General features: G+C 38.3%; 16 protein-coding genes. 4 read left to right on the top strand and 12 right to left on the bottom strand.

The genetic code is table 11. The features are described from left to right. Positions 1-63: 63 nt before the first annotated feature. The 4 genes from HYG79_RS13005 to HYG79_RS12990 all read right to left on the bottom strand — a co-directional run bounded on the left by HYG79_RS13005 (position 64) and on the right by HYG79_RS12990 (position 4,318). Complete coding sequence (locus tag HYG79_RS13005; RefSeq protein WP_179242506.1) at positions 64-624, bottom strand: collagen-like triple helix repeat-containing protein; 561 nt, start codon at positions 622-624, stop codon at positions 64-66. Between the two features lie 190 nt (positions 625-814). Beyond that, positions 815-1,447: a response regulator gene (locus HYG79_RS13000; protein WP_179242505.1), complete on the bottom strand. Its 633-nt coding sequence runs from the start codon at positions 1,445-1,447 to the stop codon at positions 815-817. Next, positions 1,444-3,276 (bottom strand): tetratricopeptide repeat-containing sensor histidine kinase, encoded by a 1,833-nt coding sequence (locus HYG79_RS12995; RefSeq protein ID WP_179242504.1) that lies wholly within the window; start codon positions 3,274-3,276, stop codon positions 1,444-1,446. Before HYG79_RS12995 ends, HYG79_RS13000 begins: the two co-directional genes overlap by 4 nt. 124 nt (positions 3,277-3,400) lie before the next feature. Further along, entirely contained in the window at positions 3,401-4,318 is a 918-nt protein-coding gene (locus tag HYG79_RS12990) for a hypothetical protein (protein WP_179242503.1), read from the bottom strand. Positions 4,319-4,890: 572 nt separating this feature from the next. On the opposite strand from HYG79_RS12990, the gene HYG79_RS12985 reads away from it, so the two are divergent. From HYG79_RS12985 to HYG79_RS12970, 4 genes are all read left to right on the top strand, one after another. Beyond that, a complete protein-coding gene (locus HYG79_RS12985; protein ID WP_179242502.1) occupies positions 4,891-5,118 on the top strand; it encodes a hypothetical protein in 228 nt (75 codons plus the stop codon). Positions 5,119-5,197: 79 nt separating this feature from the next. After that, positions 5,198-5,674, top strand: coding sequence for a hypothetical protein (locus HYG79_RS12980; RefSeq protein ID WP_179242501.1), 477 nt, complete (start codon positions 5,198-5,200; stop codon positions 5,672-5,674). A gap of 94 nt (positions 5,675-5,768) precedes the next feature. Then, positions 5,769-6,326 (top strand): YeeE/YedE family protein, encoded by a 558-nt coding sequence (locus tag HYG79_RS12975; RefSeq protein WP_179242500.1) that lies wholly within the window; start codon positions 5,769-5,771, stop codon positions 6,324-6,326. Position 6,327: 1 nt separating this feature from the next. After that, on the top strand, positions 6,328-6,741 hold the full coding sequence (locus HYG79_RS12970; protein ID WP_179242499.1) for a DUF6691 family protein: 414 nt from the start codon (positions 6,328-6,330) through the stop codon (positions 6,739-6,741). A gap of 49 nt (positions 6,742-6,790) precedes the next feature. Here the strand turns inward: HYG79_RS12970 and HYG79_RS12965 are convergent, their stop codons facing one another. From HYG79_RS12965 to HYG79_RS12930, 8 genes are all read right to left on the bottom strand, one after another. Beyond that, positions 6,791-7,699, bottom strand: coding sequence for a glycoside hydrolase family 17 protein (locus HYG79_RS12965; RefSeq protein WP_179242498.1), 909 nt, complete (start codon positions 7,697-7,699; stop codon positions 6,791-6,793). A gap of 3 nt (positions 7,700-7,702) precedes the next feature. Further along, complete coding sequence (locus tag HYG79_RS12960) at positions 7,703-10,084, bottom strand: MFS transporter (protein ID WP_228027872.1); 2,382 nt, start codon at positions 10,082-10,084, stop codon at positions 7,703-7,705. 60 nt (positions 10,085-10,144) lie between these two features. Further along, positions 10,145-11,422 carry a glycoside hydrolase family 17 protein gene (locus tag HYG79_RS12955; protein WP_179242497.1) on the bottom strand — a complete coding sequence of 426 codons (1,278 nt, stop codon included), beginning with the start codon at positions 11,420-11,422 and terminating at the stop codon, positions 10,145-10,147. A 19-nt stretch (positions 11,423-11,441) separates the two neighbouring features. Beyond that, a complete protein-coding gene (locus HYG79_RS12950) occupies positions 11,442-14,897 on the bottom strand; it encodes a hypothetical protein (RefSeq protein ID WP_179242496.1) in 3,456 nt (1,151 codons plus the stop codon). Between the two features lie 95 nt (positions 14,898-14,992). Further along, positions 14,993-17,998: an immunoglobulin-like domain-containing protein gene (locus HYG79_RS12945; RefSeq protein WP_179242495.1), complete on the bottom strand. Its 3,006-nt coding sequence runs from the start codon at positions 17,996-17,998 to the stop codon at positions 14,993-14,995. 27 nt (positions 17,999-18,025) lie between these two features. Further along, positions 18,026-18,856 carry a glycoside hydrolase family 16 protein gene (locus tag HYG79_RS12940; RefSeq protein ID WP_228027871.1) on the bottom strand — a complete coding sequence of 277 codons (831 nt, stop codon included), beginning with the start codon at positions 18,854-18,856 and terminating at the stop codon, positions 18,026-18,028. Between the two features lie 31 nt (positions 18,857-18,887). Next, positions 18,888-20,321: a hypothetical protein gene (locus tag HYG79_RS12935; RefSeq protein ID WP_179242493.1), complete on the bottom strand. Its 1,434-nt coding sequence runs from the start codon at positions 20,319-20,321 to the stop codon at positions 18,888-18,890. A gap of 10 nt (positions 20,322-20,331) precedes the next feature. Further along, on the bottom strand, positions 20,332-23,517 hold the full coding sequence (locus HYG79_RS12930; RefSeq protein ID WP_394367024.1) for a glycoside hydrolase family 2 TIM barrel-domain containing protein: 3,186 nt from the start codon (positions 23,515-23,517) through the stop codon (positions 20,332-20,334). Positions 23,518-23,714: the final 197 nt, after the last annotated feature.

Here is a 23,714-nt window from a genome sequence, read left to right as displayed (position 1 = left end):
CACTATCAAAAAAAGAGACTGTCTAAATAGACAGTCTCTTACATAAGAATCCTTCTAATTGAATTAATAGTCAAGGCCCAAATAATCCATTACCTCAAAGTATGTCATCTTCGAAAAGTCGGGATGAGTGTTTTTGCTCGTTGTGTTGCTGTTGGATTCAATGACAACCACTTTCAAAAGATCAAGTTCACCAGCAGTAATAGCAAAATCACTACCATCTGTAAGGTCTACGAAATCAATGATATAAAATCCTGGTGTCATATCAGCAGATATACTAAAAGGAAGAAAATGACCTATAGCGGGTAGCTGATGCCAATTTATATTTCGTTTTACATATCCAAGAACGACGTCATCGTCTATTACTGATTGCGTTAATTCTGGAATGTTTTGTCCATATGTGACCCCCGACACACTTGATATATCAAATGTGTACGAATTTACATTCGCATTTCCATCAGCACCATCTTCACCGTCTTGCCCGGGAGGCCCTTGTTCTCCCTGAATTCCAGGTGCACCGTCCATACCATCTACGCCATCCTCACCTTCTTCTACACTACAGGATAAAGCAAGTATGGCCATACTAGCGATTAAATAATACTTCAGTTTTGAATGTGTTGTTTTCATAATTCAAAATTTTAATGATTTAACTTTATTTAACACCACTAAAGTATTGTTAACCAAAGAGTTATTTGTGCATGAAAATCCCTGTATTTTTTTCTAGGTGTTTTCCCTGATATTGGGTTGGCAAGTAGGTTTAATCCATTTAAAGCGGTTTATACCCAGTATAATATGATATAATGGATTTGAAATAGCCTTAATCCAATAGGCCTTTTTCCAAAGCCACACGCACGAGTCCGGCCGTATTTCGCACCCCAAGTTTTTGGGTAAGGTTATTACGGTGGCTTTCCACTGTTTTTGGACTAATAAAGAGCTTCTCAGATATCTCTTGCGTGGTATGTTCTCTAACGATAAGGGACAGTACTTCTTTTTCGCGCCTGGTCAATTTGGGGATGAAAGAAGTAGTGGAATTACCGATGCTATCGTTAAGCAGAATATCTTTTATTTCCAGGGGTAAATATTGCTTTCCGGTATGCACGGTTTCAATTGCGGTTATCAGTTCTGGCTTGCCAGTGTTCTTTAATAAATAGCCCTTGGCCCCATTTCTGAGCATATTTTTAATGAAACTAGTTTCGCTATAATTGGATAAAGCCAAAATCGCCAGATCAGGATATTTTTTTATAAGGGTTTTACATATATCGATACCGTTGACATCTGGTAGATTAATATCCAGCAACAAAACATCAGGCACTTCAGCTTCGATTTCCCCTAATAGTTGTTTTCCCAAGTTATAGGTAGCGATAACACCAATATTTTCAATATCTTCCAACATGCTTTCAATACCTTTTAGTACCATGTTGTGATCATCTAAAACCGCTACCTTTATCATACTTCTTTCATTTTATTAAGGTCTAAGGCTATTTGTATGGTCGTACCATTGTCACTACTGTCAATGTCCAATCCGGCCTTTAAGAAATCAACCCTAGATTTTATATTTTGCAAGCCTATTCCCGTAGAATTATTGTCAGGATCAAAACCCTCTCCGTTATCCTCTACAGTGATGGTCAGTTTGTCTCCATGGTTGTTTATTTGTACCATAGCTTCTGAGGCTTTGGCATGTTTTAAGATATTATTGATAAGCTCTTGTACGATACGATAAATTGCCGTTTCGTTTTCTTTCTTTAGATTGACCCTGTTCCCAAAATGTTGAAAGCTAATCTTTACCTTTTTTAGTGTATTCTGCTTGTTGCAAAATTGTTCTAGGGCCTCGGTCAAATCGAACCGGGTTAATGAGGGTGGTGCCAAATTATGCGAAATCCTTCGCACCTGTTCCACTGCATTATCCAACATGCCCAACGCTTCGCCATAATCTTCTTTTTCCTTAGTTGAAAAACCTTTTTGGCCAATGCTACTGATTTTGTATTTGATGACCGCCAAATCGCCATTGATACCATCATGCAAATCTTGGGCAAGACGGTTGCGTTCGTTCTCTTCACCATCAATCAAGGCTTCGAGTTTTACAAGCTCTTGTTTGGTCTTTAATGCTAAAATCTCATTGGCCTTCGCCTTTTGACGCTGTTTAAAAAACATCGCTAAGGAGATAAAGACCAAAACCAAAAACCCTCCTATGGCATAGGCCAGCGTCTTTTCATTTTCTTTCTTAAGAATGGTGTTTTGCTGTTTTTCAAGTTGTAGTCTTTGCTTACTGATTTGTGCCTCTTTTTGTTTGGTTTCAAAAGATTTCTCGTAATAATTTATTTGATTTAAATAGGTCTCATTCAAAATGGAGTCTTTGAAAATCAAATGTTTATTCAAATAATTGAGGGCTTTTTTAAAATTTCCTTTTTCCACTTCAACTTTTGAAAGTGTATAATAGGCCTTTTCTTGAATTTCCTTTAAACCATTCGAACTCGCCATTTCAACTGCACGATTTAAATAATCAACTGATTTTGAATAATCTTTCAACTCGGCATGACCCTGCCCCAATTTGGACAGCATTTCTGCCCGGAAATATTTATCATTTAGTTGCTCGTTTATGCAAAGTGCATTTTCTAAATAAACAATGGCTTTGCCAAAGGATTTCTTTAAAAGGTAATATTCGCCGAAATTACGTTCTACAAAAAAATCTAGGCGTTTGTCATTTATTAGTTTAGACAAGCTATCTGCTTTCTTAAAATACTCAAAAGCCTCTTTTAGTTCTCCAACCCTAGTTTCTGAAAGACCTAAATCACCATATAAGAATCCCAAAAGTTTGGTCTCTTTTTTGGGCAAAAAACGTAACGCTTTATTTAAGTAATTGGCTTCTTTATCATATTTTTTCAAAGAACTAAAAAGGGCGGCAAGATTTTGCGAAGTCACCGCAACACTTGAGCTATCTTTAATGATTTCAAATACTTCTATCCCCTTTAAATAATTATCCACAGCTTTGTCGAAGTCTCCCAAATATTGATGTATGTTGCCTATATTGATTAAAGTCGCAGCTTTTCCCTTGGGATAGTCAGCTAAATCTGCATAGCCCATGGACTCTTTGTAATAATGAAGTGCAGAGCCGTATTCCGCTAGGTTTGAGTATACTATACCACTATAGTTTAATGAGCGAAAAGCGCCAAGATTGTAATTCCCATCACGACTTACATCTAAAGCCTGCCGATATGTTTCCAGAGCTTTTTGTGGGTTTGTGTTTTCATAACCGTACGCTTCGTCCAATAATTCTTGCACACGTAAACTGTCTTGCCCACACAAAGAACAATACCATAAGCAAAACAAAAGGAATAAATAGGGGATTTTCATTTTATGTTTACATGGTTAAAGATTATTATTAGATGGCAAACTTTTTTAGCAACTAACCGCAATTGGGGCCATAATCCCCGCTGTACACCCTAAAATAACGCTTTCCGTTTAAAAAGGTTTTGTCATCATGGTCAATTGTCACGGAATATTCGTAAACTTCTCCGTTGTAAAAAGTTAACTGAAGCATAATTTGGCCGCTCTGTTCTACCATGGTCCATGTTCCAGCTCCACTTTTATTGCTACCATACCCACCGTTATAAGCCCCACCCGATACACTCATACTGTTGTATGCCGAGTGGTTAAAATAGCCTTGCCCGCATAGGTCTATTTTTACTTTTTTTGCATAACCGCCAGTGCCATAAGAAGTGTGTGACTCCATATAGGTTAATCGACAATTGCTGAATTTTTTCACCCAATCATTTGCCCCCGAATTTTGGGTAGTATTACTGGTTTCTTGCTGATTTCCTTCAAAGTAAGCTGATTTGGCAACTTCTAACCCTTTATCCCGTAAGATGTTTGAAAATAAGGTTTCTGTGGCTGCGCTTATTACAGTTAAACCCAAACCATTATCATTTAATACCACACATATAAAAGCTTTGGCATTACTGCCCGAAATGGTTCCGGTAAACGTATTCCCCACGGTTTTCGAATCAATGTCCTCAAAGTCACCTACAGGGAACAATACGCTGTTAGGCCCTATTTCGAATTTTTGGGACAACTCTTTTTCAATAGCTGATTTGGTCGTTAAATCGTGGGTGGTAACCAAAATAAAACCAAGAGTTGTATCGCTACCCATGAGATAGCCATTTTCAATTTCTTGGCCCGACCAACCTTCTGGTATTTCAAAGGAGAGTCCCAACTTAGGGTACCTTATCAGGTTATCCTGTTGCGCTACACCAGTTGTAATCCATAGCACCATCAATAATAGAAATATTAGTTTGGAGACGCAATATTTATCAAACTTTATCATCTTATTTCATCTTAAAGCGAAGATCTGAAGGAAAACTATTTAATTTCTACATGAATTTACCCGAAAGTAATTCTAAGGGTTTTCCCTTACGTATTTCAGAATTCCAGCTTTTACCAATCTGAGTGTTAACTCTTACATTATCTATGGACAAGCCAGCTACGAATGAACAAAGAGTATTGTCGGGTTACTTGAAACTTTTCTGGTTTGTATTAAAAGTACCATTAAGAGCTTAATTTTTAAAAACTCTTGAATAACAGATTTTTTTTTAATTTACTGTTGAATGTCAAATGATATTATTTGCTGTTAAATTGACCGTCAACAATTCAGTCAACAGATTTTTGTAAGGTTTTATATTCCTTTTGAATAATAGGCTCCAAGGATTTGGACTTAATCCTGTCGAGGTCACGAGACCAAAAATCCTTTCTTTTTGTAAAAGGGATGGATTTTTCAATTTAATAAGGCTATTTCCAAAACTTTTTCATAGCGCGAACCAATACCTGAATACGCTTTTCTGATTATGATTTCTTGGTTAATTAAGTAGTTTTGTTAGATTTGTATATTATTAAATATTTATGGCAGATAATACGGAATTGATCAATGAAGCTTTGGAATTTGAAAAGCTAAAAATGTCCCACATGAGTACCAGCGACAGGGTAAAGGCCTCAAGAAAAGCTAAATCTTTGGTACTTGGACTAAATGAGATTTATAAGAAAAATAAAGATTCGGAAATCATGGATATCATGAAAATGATTACTGAAAAAAAGAAGAAAATAGACAAGCGTCTCAAAGGAAGACAATAATTTTACAGTTGTACCGAAAACGTTTTGTGCAAAAGTAAAAAATGTGATTGTGCGAAATTTAAGAGCTAATGTTTTTTATATGAAAACTTATATAGAGTACTATCTAATCCTTACATTAACATTGCTATGTGTGTCATGCTCTTCTGATTCAGAAGATGATGAACCACAGAACAATACTGCGCAATTTGTTGGAACCTGGAACCTTGTCGAGTACAACATAAGTCCACCTCAAGATATTGACCAAAATGGGATATTCTTCAGCAATTTATTACTTGAGCTTGATTGTCTTAATGGTACTATCGTTTTTAATCCAGACCTAACGTGGACCTCTACGACGACCGGTATAAATTCATCCTCGATCACTAACGGGCTGTTTATTATCAACTGTACGACCAACGCTACCGTAAGAAATGGCAACTGGACCCCAACAAGTGCCACATCAATCAATATCACAGGGGATATTACAAGTACGATGTCATTATCAAATGGAGTACTAACCCTGAATAATGGTGAAGACTTACCTTCTTTTCAAAGTATCGTCTACGAAAAGCAGTAACATCCCAGAATTGATTTGAACCAACTTTCCTTTTTGTTTGTAACGTAGGTTACGAAACCACTATCTTTCAACCATTACTTTTACATAAAAAATAATGGACTTTATATTACAACCCTGGCCTTGGTACGTTTCAGGCCCCTTGATAGCTATCGTTATGCTGTCACTGATATTATTCGGAAAGACTTTTGGGATGTCCTCCAACCTCAGAACCCTATGCAGCATAAGTGGTGCGGGAAAATATTCCGATTTTTTCAAATTTGACTGGAAAACGCAACGCTGGAACTTGGTCGTTGTTTTAGGTGCCATTATGGGCGGTTATATAGCCGTTAATTTTTTATCAGACAACTCGCCCATAGCCCTAAGCGAACAAACTATCTTGGATTTGAACGAATTGGGATTTGAAAATGCAGGTAAGTCTTTGTTACCGGATAAAATATATGGTTGGAACACTATTTTGAGCCTTAAAGGAGCATCGATATTGATAATAGCAGGACTCTTGGTCGGTTTTGGAACCAGATATGCTGGTGGTTGTACATCTGGCCATGCTATAACCGGACTTAGCAATTTGCAATTACCGTCCTTAATAGCTGTAATCGGTTTTTTTATGGGTGGGCTTTTGATGACTCATTATATTTTACCCTTATTGTTTTAATATGAAATTTTTAAAATTTTTATTTATAGGAGTTTTCTTTGGAATAGTATTGGTAAAATCCGAAGCAGTTTCGTGGTACCGTATTTATGAGATGTTCAAATTTCAGTCGTTTCATATGTATGGCATTATCGGGTCAGCGGTTATCTTGGGTATGGCCGGAATATATTTGATAAAAATTTTCAAGGTGAAGAGTTTTGAAGGCCAACCCATAAATTTTCAACCAAAACAAAAAAGTTTTGTGCGTTACATTCTAGGCGGTACTGTCTTTGGTTTGGGTTGGGCCTTGGCAGGTGCTTGCCCTGGACCTATGTATATTCTTTTAGGTACTGGGATTTACAGTATGTTAATTGTGATAATGGCAGCGGTATTAGGTACCTTTATGTATGGAATATTAAAACATAAACTGCCACATTAAAAGTTAAGTCTGACCTGTAATATTGCTTGCGAGATAAATTGGAGGAGAACTAAAATTTCAAGTTTTCATATTTGTCCCATAGACCCCAGTATGCACCAACATCACCCTCATCACCAATTTTCCAAGATTCATCAAATGAAGAAAAATAAAAGAGTTCTATATTTTCCTTAGCGGCCCAAACCTGAGTCTTTATAAAATATTTCATGGCATTATCCTCGGAAGTGATAGCACCTTTAAAGTTTTCGCCTTTACTTGGCCATCCTGTTTCCGTTATGATTACCTTTTTACCTTTGGCAGCATCCGTGGCTTGACCAAACATTCGTTGCATATGGTTCAGGGAATATTCATGGGGACAACCTTCCCAATAAGGATAACAATTGGAAAGCACTACATCACAAGCATCAACTACATCAGGATGTTGGGTAAATTCATAATAGGCGTCAACGTATCCAATAGGTATATTTGGTAATGCTGCTTTCACACGATTGATATATCTTAACAATCGCTCTTTGGACAAGTCGTTTCTATACAGTACTTCGTTCCCTACCGCGGCAATATCAACACAACCTTCTTTTCCCAAAGCGATCAGTGCTTTCAACTCTTGCTCATTGAGTTTTTCATCTTTTCCCAACCAAGCACCTACCAGTGTTTTGAGTCCGTTTTTGTGTGCCACTCTGGCTACATGTTCATTACCTTCAATGCATGAAAAAGAGCGAACCCATTTGGTATAGGGTTTTATAATTTGAACACGTCGTACGACCTGTTCTTCAGTTATAACATCCCCAGGTTGTTGACCATCTTCGTATATACTAAAACAAAGGCCATGCATTCCGTTTCGGAGTGTCTTCAACCAAAGATGTCTAAGCTCATCTATCCTAATTACATCAAAATCTATTCCTAAATAGTTATCAAAATTTCCAGTATTTACAATATAATCGGTATCTTTTCTATATGACATCTCTTACAAGTTGGAATTATACTTAAACTTTTCTTTGCTATCCCAAAGTCCCCACGAAGTGCCGGCCCAACCCTCAGAATGTATTTTCCATGACTCATCAAAAGAAGAAAAATAAAACAAGGAGACCCCTTCCTTTTTTGCCCATAGATGAGATTTTACGAAATATTCTTTCACATTATCGGTAGTGGGATCGGCCTTGTTAACTTTTTGTCCTATACTTGGCCAACCTGTTTCTGTGATGATAACATTCTTACCTTTTGCAGCGGCAACCGTTCTATGATACATTTCCTGAAGATGAAACCCTGCCATTTTTATATCGGCACCTTCCCAAAACGGATAACAATTTGCCAAAACAACATCACAGGCATCAGTTAATTTGGGTCGGTTCGCAAACTCATAGTAAGCATCCACATAGCCCACAGGAATGTATCCCGCCTCTTTTTTAACTTGCTCTATGTAATCAATAATGGTCTCTTCATTTAACTCTTCCCTATAAAGTACTTCATTACCAACGGCAGCAATATCAACATGTCCATCTTTAATCAATTTTATGAGACTATTAATTTCCGATTTATTTTGAACCGTTTTATTACTTATCCAAGCCCCCACCATAGTTTTGAAACCCATTTCTTTGGCAATTCTAGGTATTTTTTCATGCCCCGTAGTACATGAAAATATACGTATCCATTGAGCGCGGCCTTTTAAAACTTCCAAACGCCTTCTTATTTGATTGTCTGTGAGATCATCACCAGGTTCTTGGCCACTTTCATAAGCACTAAAACAAATACCGTGCATTCCTTTTTTAAATACCGTATCGAATTCTAATTGTAAAGCTTGTGGAGAAATTTCCTTGAAATCTAGTTTTGTCGTAAAAAAATCAGAGAATTTCTCTACAATCTCTTTTTCCGATAAATCATTCAAATCAATATTTGAAATTGAAGCCATTTTCCCATACCCTGCTGCTTTACTAGCCTTCTTCTTTTCTAACTCCTTGCTTATTTCGTTAGCCCTTTCCTCAGTGAGATCATAATTCCACATAAAATAAATGGCCACTAAAGTCCCTATTATCGGGAAACCGGAATAGAATGCCCTTAATCCAAAAATTGCACCTTCTGGCTGTACAGCTGCATTTGGGTCAAAACCAACGACTGACATTATAGTACCCGTCAAAAGACCGGCAATGGCAAAACCAAATTTTACCATCCACCAATAAATGGCTCCAAAGACACCCTCTCTTCGTTGTCCTGTATTTAATTCATCCAAATCGATAACATCTGCGGTCATTGACATCATCAATGTGAACAAACTTCCAATACCAAACGAGAAAAACGGCAATGCGAATAAAAACATATAGGGTTTACCGGGAATAAACAAAAACCAAAGTAATACATACCCCAAAATAGATATGGCTTGAGAAACAATAAATGCTCTCTTTTTCCCCATTTTCTTGGACATTTTGGTGATAATAGGTATTACTATGAATGTAGTCGCCAAAGCACCTACACTACCAAATAAGGTTGGCCAGATACCAGCCGCACCGGCATCGCCTCCAAAAAGATAATACACCACGATGAAGAACGAGAAACTCGCGATGGTGTAGAATGTATTGTAGATGAAAAAAGTAGCTATACAAAGTTGTCGGAACGGTCTGGATTGAAAAGCTTCCTTAAAACCATCCACAATCTTTTTGAGGCTACCCCCAATCGTTCTTATATTTAGAGGTGCATACGGCTCATTAATGGTTGATTTGCTTTTAATAAAAATTGCTGGAACCATAGCGCATACCATACAAGCGATACCAACATAAATAGCTAGTTCCCTTGTGGCGATATCCGCTGATGGAAACCAATCTTGATCGTACATGAACACCCAAAACCAAGGAGCAATGACCCATGCCCACTGCCCTATCCATTGCGCTATCGCCATAATATCTGTACGTTCGTGAAAGTCATTGCTCATCTCATAACCCATGGCTACGTAAGGAACACTGAAGATTGTTAGGCCCAGATAAAACACAAAAGACCATAGCAAAAAATAGGTGAAATTATAATCTACACCGTTTTCACGATATAATTGCCACATAATCACAAACGAAATGCCCATGATTAGGGCACCGAGAAACACATAATGCCTTCGTCTACCCCATTTGGATTTTGTATTATCTGAAATAAAACCCATTATCGGGTCAGTAATGGAATCAAATACTCTTGGAAGAAAAAACAAAACACCCCACATCCAGCCCGGAAATCCTAAATCCTGTACCAAAACGACCATAAAGATTCCCAAAATGGCGGGAAACATTTGATTGGCAAACATTCCTACGCCAAAGGCTATTTTTTGCCCCATCGGTACTTTATCTTTGGGTATTACAATTTCATTTACCATTTGTTCTCATTTTTTTGGTTCCCTAGTTTGCCCGTCATATTGTATGGCAATACAATTATTTTAATTTTCCAAAGGTGGTACCAGAACTTCTTTCATTAATTCTTCCCTTACTCCTCCATAAGTTTTGGTAATCGGATTTCCATCACGCGTAAGACCCTCAAAAGTTCCACTATCCACTAATTCCCAAAGTGCAAACTTGGCTTCACTTTTAAGATTGATCAAACCAAAGTGATTTTCTGAACCTAAAGTGTTGGCGGCATCCTTCCATTGCTCATCAAAACCTTCAAAATAGAAGCAAGAAATACCATTATCATTGGTCCAATTTCTCATATGGTGGTAGTACAAAGCCTCTTTATACTCATCAGTAGCTTTGGAGCCTTCGGGACCATAATAACCGTTGGAAGTGCTTGCCCAACCTGTTTCTCCAATGTGAACGGGTTTATCGATTCCCAATCCTTTCATGTAACGTTTCACGCTATCATATTGTGCCATGGCATACTTTTTTGCCCGTAGCATTGCAGCATCTATTTTTTCTATATCCGATAAACTTTCCTCAGCTTTTGGGACTTTCCAAAACTGTGGATTGTAATGCGTGTCATGCATAGGATAGGTATGTACCGATAAAAAATCAACAGCATTAATTAATTCATTAAGGTCTTCCACATGGTATTCTTTACCGCCACCTCCCCATGATGCAAAATTATCAGAGCTGGTTATCCATAAATCTTTTGATAATTCGCCTGAACTTTTAAGCTCTTGGAGATGATTTACCCATTTTAAAACGACCCATGGCCGCACATAATAATTGGTTGCCCATTTCACCATAGCTTCATTACCCACAGCAATTACTTTTACCACATCTGGATATTCTTTTGCCAGTCTAACCGTTTCCTTGATTTCAATCGCATTACGTTCGCTCTCTTTGTTATGGTCAGGTTCCAAATCTGTCCAAGCGTTTTTACAATCGATCCATGCACCCAACATTACGTACATTTCAAAACTGGAATCTTTTTTCTTTAATTCTCTTATCGCCTTCAAAACATTAGCGGCATGAGGTAAATGCACTTTATAGGTGCGAATTATTTTGACCCCCATCGCAGCTAATATTTTCATATCTTCTTTCAACTCGGCTATCGTAGGTTCTATATCATGGTTTATATGACGATATCCACCATAGGACATGGCCATGTAATCAGGATTGCCCAATATATTTTTTGCGCTTATAATCGATTTTTGCTTCACTACGGTTATTTTACTTTCTGTTTTGGTATTCTTTTTACATGATAAAACCACTAATACCACTATGATATAACCGATTGATTTAAAATAGTTTTTCATGAATCTTTATTTTTTCTATTTATAGTTGTAGGTACACTATCATATGTTTTATCGCCCCTGTTCTTTCGAAAAGATTTTGGCTGGTTACCGTATCAAGATGTAAATGATCAAATTGTTTTTTGGTATTATCATTAAAGTGAACATGTAAGCATTGGGTATTGGAGAGTGTATAAATTATAGGAACTTGGCAATAGGTAAATCCTAAGGAGTCCTTTTCCAAAAAAAGTTGTTCTTTCTCGCCACTTACTTTTATATACTCAAAGGTTGATGGATTTTTGATAAATTCACTCTTTCGCAATAAGTATGGTTTGAACACAAGTTTACCTTGCTCAACAAAAACTCCGAGTTCCCCGAATCGGCTTAAAATGTCCTCTTTCACTTGCCCTGTCATACCGGGTTGTTGTACACCTTTACCAGCAGGAGTATGTGAATAGGGATCGGTTGGAAATGCCCCATATAATTCTGGTGATTTGTGTACCCCAATACCTTCGTTGATTTCATAATAATGCTCAAATAGTCTACTTATAGTTTCGTTGCTTTCCCCTTCTTGAATCGCTCTTATGCAGTTTTCTTGCACTGCTAGAAGCAACTTTGAGACCATGTGCCAATAAATTGAGCCCAAGCCTTCGTAACCGAAGAATGTTCCGGAACGTCCTGTAAATGCCTTGTGATTAAAAACGGCTTCAAAAGACCGTAACAAAAGAAGCCTATCCTTTTCAACTAGATTATTATACTTTTCGGGTAATTTCAACAAAGCTTTTTTTAAACTTTCCGCGTTATTAAAAGACGCATTAAAATGGTAATTTCCTTGATTATCGGTTTCTACTATTTGCGTATCATTACTTTTCAAGAGCTCTTGCACCAATTCCGATTTTTTGATCGTATTAGATGGTATATTATTTTTTTCAACGAACTTGGGAAGCTTTTTATCAGGGTATAATATATAGCTATATTGGTCATGCCTAAATAGCGAGCTGCTTTTTAGGGCATCCAAAACTTTTAATGCTTCCTTGCAAGAAATGTAACCAGAACTCAAAACGGCCACTTGGCCTTCAAGCATTTCCGATAGATGGGAAATTGAGATTTCGTTATCTCCCTCCAAAGTCATCAAATTATAAGAGTGGAATAGATCATCTGATCGCTTATTCGCATCTATACTATGATCAAAGTATTGAAGCGTTATCCGAATAAACTCCAACACATCACTTTTGGTAATAATGTCCGTATTGTTGCTAAAGCCATTTTTATATATTTTCCTTCGATACTCACTTCCGGCATTTCCAAGACCGTCCAGAACCTTCTTTCTTGCTTTATCCGGGATTGTGCCACTGAGTATGGATATATTTTGGGTCAAAGTGATCCTTATCTTTTTAAAAAATTCAATTAACTCTTTTGAAATATGATATTCATCGCCTTTGGCATTTTCAACCATTTCTTCAAAAAAGTTTAGGAATCTTCTCAGGTAGCACAGTGTGACCATAGAGACACCATTGCCGACGAGAGCATTGTTCGCATCATTCCATTCTGGTCGCTGTGTATTCATCCAAATACCACCCTCGGGTATAAAATTGGACACTTTTGCCAATGATGTAGCCAAAAGTTTCTCTAACAAGTTTACGTGATGAATGACTTTATTTTCATTAGTCAGCAAAGCAGCGTCGGCACCTGACTTTAAACGGTCTTCCCTTATTTTTCTATCTAAATCTTCATCAAAAACTATGGTATCCTTAGGATTTGTAAGAATATCTTGATAGCTTTTTATCTTGTAGGGAACATTAGCGTAAACAAAGATTTTCTCATTAAAATATTCACTGAGTTTTCTTGGATAATGCTGCTCCATAAACTCCAAAAATTTTAAGAGATAAATAATTTGGTGATCTCCCCAGTACCCAATATATGACCAAGGATTGTCCGGTTCCTCTGACTCCCAATCAAAACCGTCCTTGGTTACACGGTAAGGATTATAACCATCAAATGTTGTCGCATTCAAGAATTTATGAATCATACCTTCAATAAAAGCAGGGTATGAATGTGCCAAAGCTTCCCAGTTCTGGAAAATATCACGCCAGTTACCTTCATAGTCCAATATTTTCTCCCCTATTTCGTTTTCGGTGTTGATTGAAAACTTATTCCATGGCCTACTGGGATCACCATGTCTTCTACTGAACCTTAAGGGCATATATTCAAAGGCGAGCCTTTTAAAGTCACTGCAACTATCAGTAGCCGCAATTTGTTGTAAATGGTTTAATGGAAATTGATTTGGTAGCCCATCTAAAATTTCCCTTTTCCGATCATGGACATTTTTATTCGATTTCTGTACATATTTTGAAAAATCCAGTTTTTCTATTTGATAATTATTATCAAATATTCCACCACGCATTATATTGAAAAGCGTGTTGGAAAAATGCCTTGTATTTCTCAAGTCGTCTGCGGTCATCTGTATACCATCGGATGCGAAATTAAGCGCCAACAATTTTTTGGAACCGGTTTCTACATCGTCTAAGACATGATTATAAGGGTCATTCTCTGTTCGTATCAAATTAGATATTTTACCAATATCGACTATAGATTGATTTACCTCTGCTACAATAATCCAATTCTTTTTTGTGTTGGGCTCTATCGTAATGTCTGTACAAATAAAATACGCTCCCTTTTCTGCTTTGACGTCTTCTTCTTGTTCAATATTTTTTCCATTTCTAAAATTTTCCAGTTGTAAGGAAGAGATTAAATAAGTACAATTTTCTACCCCGGCAGACCATACCGTAGTAGACTTTAGGGCTTCACTTGGTTCTGCCCTATCAACTATTATTGCACTAAGGGCATAAATACCTAACCCCAATTTTTCTTCCAGCTCATTTTTTTTATAAGCATCCACCAAATTACTGCTGGCATTTTGCAAGTTTGGGTCCACGCCATGAGGCATAATATTCTGAATACCATCCAAAACAGTAATTCCAATAGCTGAATTGCCATTATTTATGAGTGTAGATTTTTTCACAAAACCGTATTTACCGCTAGAATTCCAGTGATATCTGAAGGTCAAACCCAAGTCTTCGTTTATTTCTTCAAATACTACTTTATTACCATAGGTATTCTTATAAAGGTTTCTACTAATATTATAAATACCTATATAATTGTATGAAAAAGGTTCCCATAAATAAGTCTTCTCTTCTTTATGGATATGGAGCATGGTTTTACTCCCTGTGATACTCGACGATTCTGCTATTTTATCATCTGTATAGTAGGGAAACAGGGCAGATTCAGAGTTTTGCCTACCAGCAGTAAGACCTCCATTACTTGAAATGAATATCCAATGATTGGAGGGGCTTACGATACTCATAAAAAATGAACGCATGGCATCGTAGTTTGAAATCTTATAATAATTTTCATTTTCAAACTGAACAATTTCTCCTACGACCTCTTTTTTGGCAGATTTTATTCTCGAACCACCTATATGGATATCTTTTTTGGACATTGATTTTTCACAGATTTGCTTATTAAAATTGGGTGAAAAGGCCAGTATATTAATCTTACACCAGCCCTTTTCCTAAATTATGATCGGTTTCTTGGTTATTCAAGTACTATATCATCTATATAATAGGTACCATCAACTGTAATAGCGGGATCACCCACTGCATTATCGGGTTTTATAACAAATTGATTATACGCCGTAGGCCCACCGGGCAAACCTGTAAATGTAACTTCGACCTCTGTCCATTCATTGGCGTTGGGAATCGTTACAAAAACGGGTGCAGGATTTCCAGTAACGGGATCCGTTTGTGGGTTCAAGGCCAACTCAAATCTGAATACTACATTTGCTTTAGTTGAGTATATTTTCACTTTAAATGTATCTGTAGTGGTCAGGTCAAAATTAGTGGGGAACGTATTTTGGATTCCCGCAAAGAAATCAGACCCGGAAGGTTTATTTACCTGTAATACGAAATCAGAAGTATTAATCCCAGTCTTAAATGGATTGGCCACCAACTCGGAAGTCAGACCAGCTCCAAAGTTCTGTGATGCCAAAAATGTTTCGCAACCTTCAAAATCTACCGGAAGTGTTGTAGCTGCCACCAATGTTCCCGTGCAACCACCACTTCCTCCAGAACTTCCCCCGTCTAAAACCAATGATACGTTATCAATTACCACGGTGCCTACCTCGGCTGCCATGTCAAATAAAACACGGCTATTAACACCTCCAAAATCGCTAGCCGAAAGTTGTAATGTAAATGTTTGGGTATCGGTCGTTAAATTGACCGATTGGTTCGTATTGGTAAATGGAGCCGCATTGAGTCCTATACCGGCCAATATTGTACGAGCACGATCAGATGACGCCTCAAAAGACAAGATATAATTAGAACCTTGAACAATTTCTACTACTTGGCTTAAGTTTACCTGAAAGGGTTCACTTGGAATTGCTGTTGTAACATTTGCCAAATTAAAGCTATTACCCCCATCGGTAATCACGTTAAGAGCGTTCCCAATCCAAGAAGCACCACCATTTTCAAAATCACCATTGGTCAACAACCCATCATCAAAAACACCATTAGTGTCTTCTTCGACAATAACGGTTCTTGTTACTTCGGCGGCAGCATTACCTGCAGCATCGCTTACATTATAAGTTATCACATAAGTACCAGCTGTATTGATATCCACAATATCACCTGCAACAATAATATCTCCAGATATATCACCATCAACATTGTCTGTAGCAGTGGCCCCGGCGTCTGTAAACGCATCCCCTACCGTAAGGTTAACCGTAGCGTCTCCATTTAGGGTAATAATAGGATTTTCGGTATCGACGCTATTACCATTGGTATCGCTACCATCCCCACCTTCAACCAATGATACATTATCGATCACAACAGTTCCTACGGCACCCGCCATATCAAATAATACTCGACTGTTAACGTTTCCAAAATCATTTGCTGCCAATTGCAACGTAAAGGTTTGAGTATCTGTGGTGAGATTAACTTCTGGCGCCGTATTTGTGAAAGGACTTTCGTTTAATCCTATACCCGCAATCAAGGTTCGAGCACGATCAGAAGATGCATCAAAGGTTAAAATATAATTTGTACCCTGAACAATTTCCAAGACTTGACTAAGATTCACTTGAAATGGTTCAGCTGGAACCGCAGTTTCTACGTTTGCAAAATTAAAACCATTACCTCCTTCCGATTGCACGTTCAAGGCATTCCCTGTCCAAGAATCACCACCATTCTCAAAATCCCCATTGGTAATCAAACCTCCGTCAAAACCTGTACTCCCGCCCGGGGTTTCGAGCCTTATGTCGTCAATATAATATGTACCGTCTTCCGTTATAGGAGTGTCAGTACCGTTGTCAGGCTTAATTACCAATTGATTGTATGCCATCGGCCCTCCAGGCAAGCCAGTGAACATGACTTCAAGTTCAGTCCATTCGTTAGCGTTTGGAATAGTCGCAAAAACGGGTGCCGGATTTCCAGTAACAGGATCTGTTTGGGGGTTCAAGGCCAACTCAAATCTGAACACTACATTTGACTTGGTAGAATATACTTTGACCTTAAACGTGTTGGTAGTAGTCAAATCAAAGTTATCGGCAAATGTATTTTGGATTCCCGCAAAGAAATCCGAACCTGCTGGCTTATCTACACGTAATACAAAATCTGAAGTGTTGATTCCTATTTTATCCGGATTCTGAGCCAACTCAGAAGTTATACCAGACCCAAAATTATCCGATACCGGAAAAGTATCGCAGCTCTCAAAATCCAAAGGAAGTGAAGTAGCACCTATTGGTGTATCAGCACATCCACTTTCCGCAGTTGGTGTTACGATTTGTTGAATGTCATCAATATAAAAAGTACCAGTACTTCTGCCAGGACCATCAACAAAAAATGTAAAAGTGGAGTAGCTTGCGTCAGACGAAAAATCAAAAGTAACGGATTCCCAACCTGTACCGCCGTGGCTTGCAGTTACTTCAATATCAGCAGCTGTGCCATCCTCTAATTTCAATAACAAATCTACAGTGGTTTCGGACCAAAAATTCATTTGAATGGTCTTATTTACCGTGAAGTCCACAGGAAGTCCCAAATTAAAAAAGAAACCTTCAAAAGCGTTCCCATTATTTGTTATTTCCCCTACATTCGAGGCAGTATCGTTAGAACCGGAAACATCGGGGTTCATCACTATATTGAACGAAGCACCACTAAAAACAGTTGCGCTGTAATCTACTGTAGGACTATCAAATGTTATAGGCAAAGCAATCTTTTCCTTTATGAGGATAACAATTTCGTCCTCAAAAGTTTGCGAAGCACCCGAAACATTAAATGCCTCTAGAGTAATGGTGTAGGTTCCGCTTACGTTAAATGTTTTTATGGGGTTAATTTCACTGGAAGTTGTACCATCTCCAAAATCCCACACGTACTTACTGGCATCCTCTGAAGTATTCAAAAAAGTTACGGTACCCGTATCTTCGTTTAGCGTAAATGTAAAATCCGCTATGACTTTTGGTAAAATGACATCATCATCCTCACAGCCATGAAAGGATATGGCACAAATTAAAATTGCGATGAGTTTTGCCTTCTTTATTAAATGTTCCATAATTTTTTTATTAATTTTTAGTCAGTTTTAATTGGCGTTGGTGTTTTTGTATACCCTAACATAGTCTACAATCATCGTTTGTGGGAAAACCGTTTCAGCGTTGGGCGAACCTACGAATGTGCCTCCTACGGCTAAATTCATCAAAATGAAAAAGGGTTTATCAAATACCCATTCCCCGGTTACATCTTCGGGTGTAATTTGATTATATAGCACATCATCTACGTAAAAGTTAACATATTCGGGAGCCCATTCGATTCCGAATATGTGGAATCCGGTGTCAAAGCGATCATTCTCTAAAGTATACTCCTTGGATATAGCATTACCGGCACTGTACCCTGGACCGTGTACACTACCTATCAATACCGTAGGGTTTTGACCACGATATTCCATGATATCTATTTCTCCTGCAGCAGGCCACGGATTATCGTCTATATCGGCTCCCAACATCCAAAAAGCCGGCCAAATCCCCTGGCCGTAAGGTAGCCGTATACGAGCTTCAAAACGGCCATATCGCTGCTCGAATAGGTCTTTTGTCAACAATCTGGCAGATGTATATGAAGAGCCTTCAAATGATTCTTGCCGGGCAGTAATCAATAATTTTCCGTTTTGTACCGTTACATTCTCCGTTCTATCGGTATAGTATTGTAATTCTTGATTTCCCCAGCCATTTTCGCCAGTTCCAATATCATAACCCCAAACTGAGGCGTTCGGAGCTCCGTCGACATCAAACTCTTCTTGAAGGGTGAGTTCGGTAAAGTTGACAACTCGTTGTGTATCATCTGTTGCGCAGCCAACTGTACAAAATGATAGCAAGGCAACTACCAAGATTCTAAACTGTTCTTTATTTTCTCTATTCATCATTTTCCTTTTAAATCTTTTGTTGTGTTGATTACTCACTGTAGAAATACATATTATCCACAAATATGGTCGACACGTTGCCAGAAGCAAAAGTAACCTGTGCTATATTTGTGGTACTGTTCAGCCCATTGAACGCCCCGCCCGCTGCAGGACCTGTAAAATTGGTAAGGGGTATATCCAAACTTACCCATGCCCTACTTTCGAGTTCTGTATTGGTAAAAGTTACAGAACCACCACTATCATTTCCTCCTCCAAATGCATTATCACCGCCAAAATCAAGTAATTCTACCCTTATGGTATCTCCAGGCTCAAGAGCTTCATTCACCTGAATATCAACATGAAAGTGTGTCATTTGTGAGGCGTTTATAGTAGGGTTGGTAAACTCGGTACTGACGAAATTTAAGTTTTCATATAGAATCACATTGTCCCCACTTATGTCCAGAGTACCTCCGGTAGTAGTTTGACCGCCAAAAAAGCCATTGAAAAAATCTACAGGAACGTTAGTATATGCGTCACTAAAAATAGATATTACATTTGATGGATTTCTTGTAGGTATTGGTGCAGTTGCAAACGTTCCCAATGATTCCAAACTCAAAGAACCTTGTGCCTTTACTCCTCCCAATATAGCCGTTACCTCAGCAAACCCAGAACCTAAAATTGAAATCATACCCCTTTCATCCACTCTTGCGATATCTGGGTCAGAGGATGTAAACTCAAAATATGAGGGTGCCACAATAACCGTTTTATTAACACCCGACCCTAAATTAAAAGTTTGTGTAAGACCGTTCAAATTGATTACAGAACCCGTAAAGGTTTGCACTTCCAACTCCTCACCTAAGAATATAGCTGGCCTTGGCTGTGCCACGGTACCCAGTTTTTCAAATTTTATTTCATCGAACCATATGACAAACCCATTTTCATCATTCTCATTTTCAGCTCCTTCCGCTAACCAAAACAAACCTGTTTGATTTATCAATTTGGAAGGATCTGGTATCGGAATTACATATTTCTCCCATTTGGTAGATATGGCCAAATTCTGAAGCGTAACTTGAAATTTATTGGCCGTGCTACCCTCGATACCAAAACCAATCTCATTAATATCAGCAGCTTGAGATGCTTTTGCATAAAACGTAAGCGCATCAAAACCTGAAAGATCTCTTGCACCTGTAGCACTAAACGAGGCTCCAACAAATCCGTTTCCGAAAGCAGGCACATCAAATCTAATAGCGGAGGTTCCTGAAAAAACCTCATCCGTCACCACGCTGAATGCTTCGGGGTCGGCGCCACCATCCACAAAAGGAAAATAATCCAACCCAGCAAAAGCATCAATAAAAACATCTCCATTTGATGGAAACTTAGCGAACTTTACTTCGTCGGAAAATTCTCTTTCACAACCTGAAAAAATAACAATACACAGGCTCAAAAAAAGTATGAATTGTATGTTAGTATGTTTTATATTTTTCATTTTTTTCTTTTTATTTCCCAATATTGATATGTATATATGTCATGATTTCCCATTCACTGCCATTACCGAACCCTACAGGACTTATGATGGGAGCAGCTGCGAATTCAAGAGCATTATTAGGGGAATAGCGAGGTGAGAACTCGTTTAAAGATCGCCATGTACCCCGAATGCCAATTTGCGTGCTTGGTAGAATGAACCAATCCGGTTTGCCTAGGGTAGTAGATAAATCCAACATTAATTGCACTGGGTATGTTAAGTTGAAATCCCTATGATAATCAAAAGGTCCCCAGTCATTGATTTTTTGAGTGTACTGTAGTTTATATTTTTTATAGATCATTCGGATATCACCACCAAAACGCTTAATCAACCGTTCTGAATCTCCATTACCTTGTCCATTGCCATAATAAAAATTACCTATCATACCAAAATCCGGACCAAGCTTGGATACTATTCTGGAATGCACTTCCCACAAATCTTGTGCAGGTGCGGAATTGGGAAAAGAAAAGATGGAACGGTCAGCTAAAAACCCGATATGCGCATCCATAGTGGTCGGTAGGTGACGATAAACAAAACCTAGGTTCATCGCAAATTTTGCGTCTTCAGACCTATCATTGTCCCACTCATACATCCAAGTTCCAGGTGTTGGGTCATAGGTTAAAAGTATCTCCCCAGCCGTGGTTTCTCGGTTCCAACGAACAGAAAAAGGATCGTCAATAATATTCCTTAATCGGCCAGGACCTTCTACATCTTGAGGAATGGCACCAACCAATGGTTTTTGCCATAAAAAATTAGGTGCAATTTGAAAATTTCCCGTAGAGAAGGTAAATCCAGACAATGCATTTACTTGATTGCCACTTCCCGTATCCCGTAATTTCCAGCCTGTAAAAGTCATTGTTTGATCAGCTCCGCCATTGGCAATCAATCCCATAGCCGCTGCTTGACCGTACCAATTGAATTTTCCTCCTTCATAAGTGAATTTAACCTTACCGCCCCAATTATCACTTGCTTGTATTCTATCCTCAAAAACAACATAATTCCCCGGGGTACCCCTTACATCTTGAAACGAAGTACCGTTCAGTGGGCTCCCGGCCCATATTCCCCCTAACATAACCCCGAATTTTCCAAATTCCCTTTCTACCGCCAAAGTTGCCCTTTCGGTGGGCCATGGTGGTACTACGCCACTTCGTAGTTGATTTGCATCCAAAACTCTACGGCCGTTTTCGTCAAAAATAATCTCAGTTTCGAAATCTCTATGGTAAATTCCCGTAATATCAAATTTTCCGATATGTTTTTTGTACTTGAAAAGCATCGTTGGGTTGGCACCCCACCATAATTGTGGACCTATAGCCGCTTTGAGACCTTTTAACACTCCCTTACCATCAACCTCTGCTCCCAAGATTTCACCATTGTAAATATCTAGGTTCGGGCCATAATTTGCTTCGGGATATAATCCAAAAAAATCACCCTCATATCCCCAATGATAGTGTCCGGTTCTGTAAAACCCTCTTAAATCAAATTCTTTGGCATTCCATTCAAATTCCGCTTGGTATACGGCAACCCTGTTATTGTCCACTAAAGGCACTTCACCTTCTGGAGTACTTACGGTTATTGGTCTTGCCCTATTTTCATAAAAAATTTCATTGATAGGGTTTTGGGCCACATTGCCCACCACGTTGAAATTAACCTCTGCTCTCATATTAGAGGCGGGGTTACCTTCTATTCCAACAAAGTAAGACTGCATGTGATCAAAACCCAATTGGTTTGGAAAAGTGTTGGGATTGTCCAGATCTGCATTTTGCGGAGTGGTGATCAGACTACCTCCCGTACTAAAAGTTGACAATTTAGCCTGAAGATTGCTTACACGTAGCAATTTAGCTTGTTCACCGTTTAAGGCAGCTTTATCTCCGCGGGCCCTTAGAACAGCATCCATCAAGTTAATATTGTTGAAATGGTTATTAACAAAATCAAGATTTACACCTTCGCCATACGGGTTTAATTGATGTGCTTCTTTCAGGGCGTAATAGGCAGCTCTCGGGTAAAGGTCATACAGTCCTCTTGGATTGGTAGCGCCTTTGGCACAAATACCAAACCATTCTTCATTCATGTTATTTGCTCCTTCATACGCTAAATCCAGCGTGTAACCACCACCATTCCAAGTTGCCTCGGTTTGGTGTGTGTCCGCATCCTTTCTGTCGTCAAAACCAGCTTTCCACCAACCGTCGGAAAATTGAAAAGTAAACCCTCCTAATGAATTTTCTGCCTTACCCAAACCTGCAGCATTTTGATAAATTTCTTTCCAATTATTGACCATATAATATGCCTGCATTTTTTGGTCTTCGGCATTTTTAACTGTATTGTAGGCGTCTGCACCAAACTCGGTAAACATTATCGGTTTGTTCAGTTTATCCTTAACTACCTGAAACATGTCCCCAAACGAAACACCTCGATAGGTATTGGTACCGTAGATATCGACATCTTCACATTCATCTGCAATGATATCGATAAACAATACGTCCCCGTTACAAATAGCTACCGGATGTAAAGTATCCATTGCCTTGATTCTTTTAGAGGCTTCGTTCATTAATCGATACATAGGCCTTCCCCGTAATTCACCTACAGCATCAATTTTTTCTTGTCCGTCGGGAAAATCCTCTGTCTCTGCACCGGCCCAAAAAAGACCGTAATTATTTTCATTCCCCAATAAATACATCAACAAGCCAGGTGTGTCTTTATATTCTTTGACCAATTTGTCAATTTCAGCCAACAAAAATTCTTGGGTACGAGGATTGTTATAATCCGTAACAGGGGTCCATACACCGTCTAAAGTAAGACCGTAACGACCAAATGAATCATTGAGCATAGTGTAAATGCCGTAGTTTTGATAAATGTATTTTATCCATTTTGCAGGGACACCTGTGTATTGGCGAATTACGTTGACATTCATGTTCTTCAACAACGACATTTCAGTATCTAGACCTGCTTTTATAATGTCGTCAGATTTTTTCCAAAATGCAGCGTTAACGGTATTTGTTCCTATGGGAATGTAATCCCAGTTCATGCCGTTAATCATGAAATCTTCGCCGTTGACGACAAGTTTAATCCCATTTTCATTGTTTACGACCGAAACTTTGTTCGCTTGACCAAAAGCTATTATGGTAAACAAGAAAATTGTTAGTTTGAGTAATTGTTTTTGAATTGTATCCATATAACTGTTTTGATTTTATAAACATATCATCAAAAATTATGGATTCCATAAAAATTACCTCAACAAAAAATATACATGGTAAAAAAAATGGGTTATATCTATCAAATTGATATAATCGGATGAGTTGATTAAGCTATATAGCTCATGTTGTCAAGAAAATGTTAAAAAACAGATGTATAGCTATATTT

The sequence above is a fragment of the Costertonia aggregata genome, assembly GCF_013402795.1.
Classification (GTDB): domain Bacteria; phylum Bacteroidota; class Bacteroidia; order Flavobacteriales; family Flavobacteriaceae; genus Costertonia; species Costertonia aggregata.
This window is presented reverse-complemented; position numbering and strand designations above follow the sequence as displayed.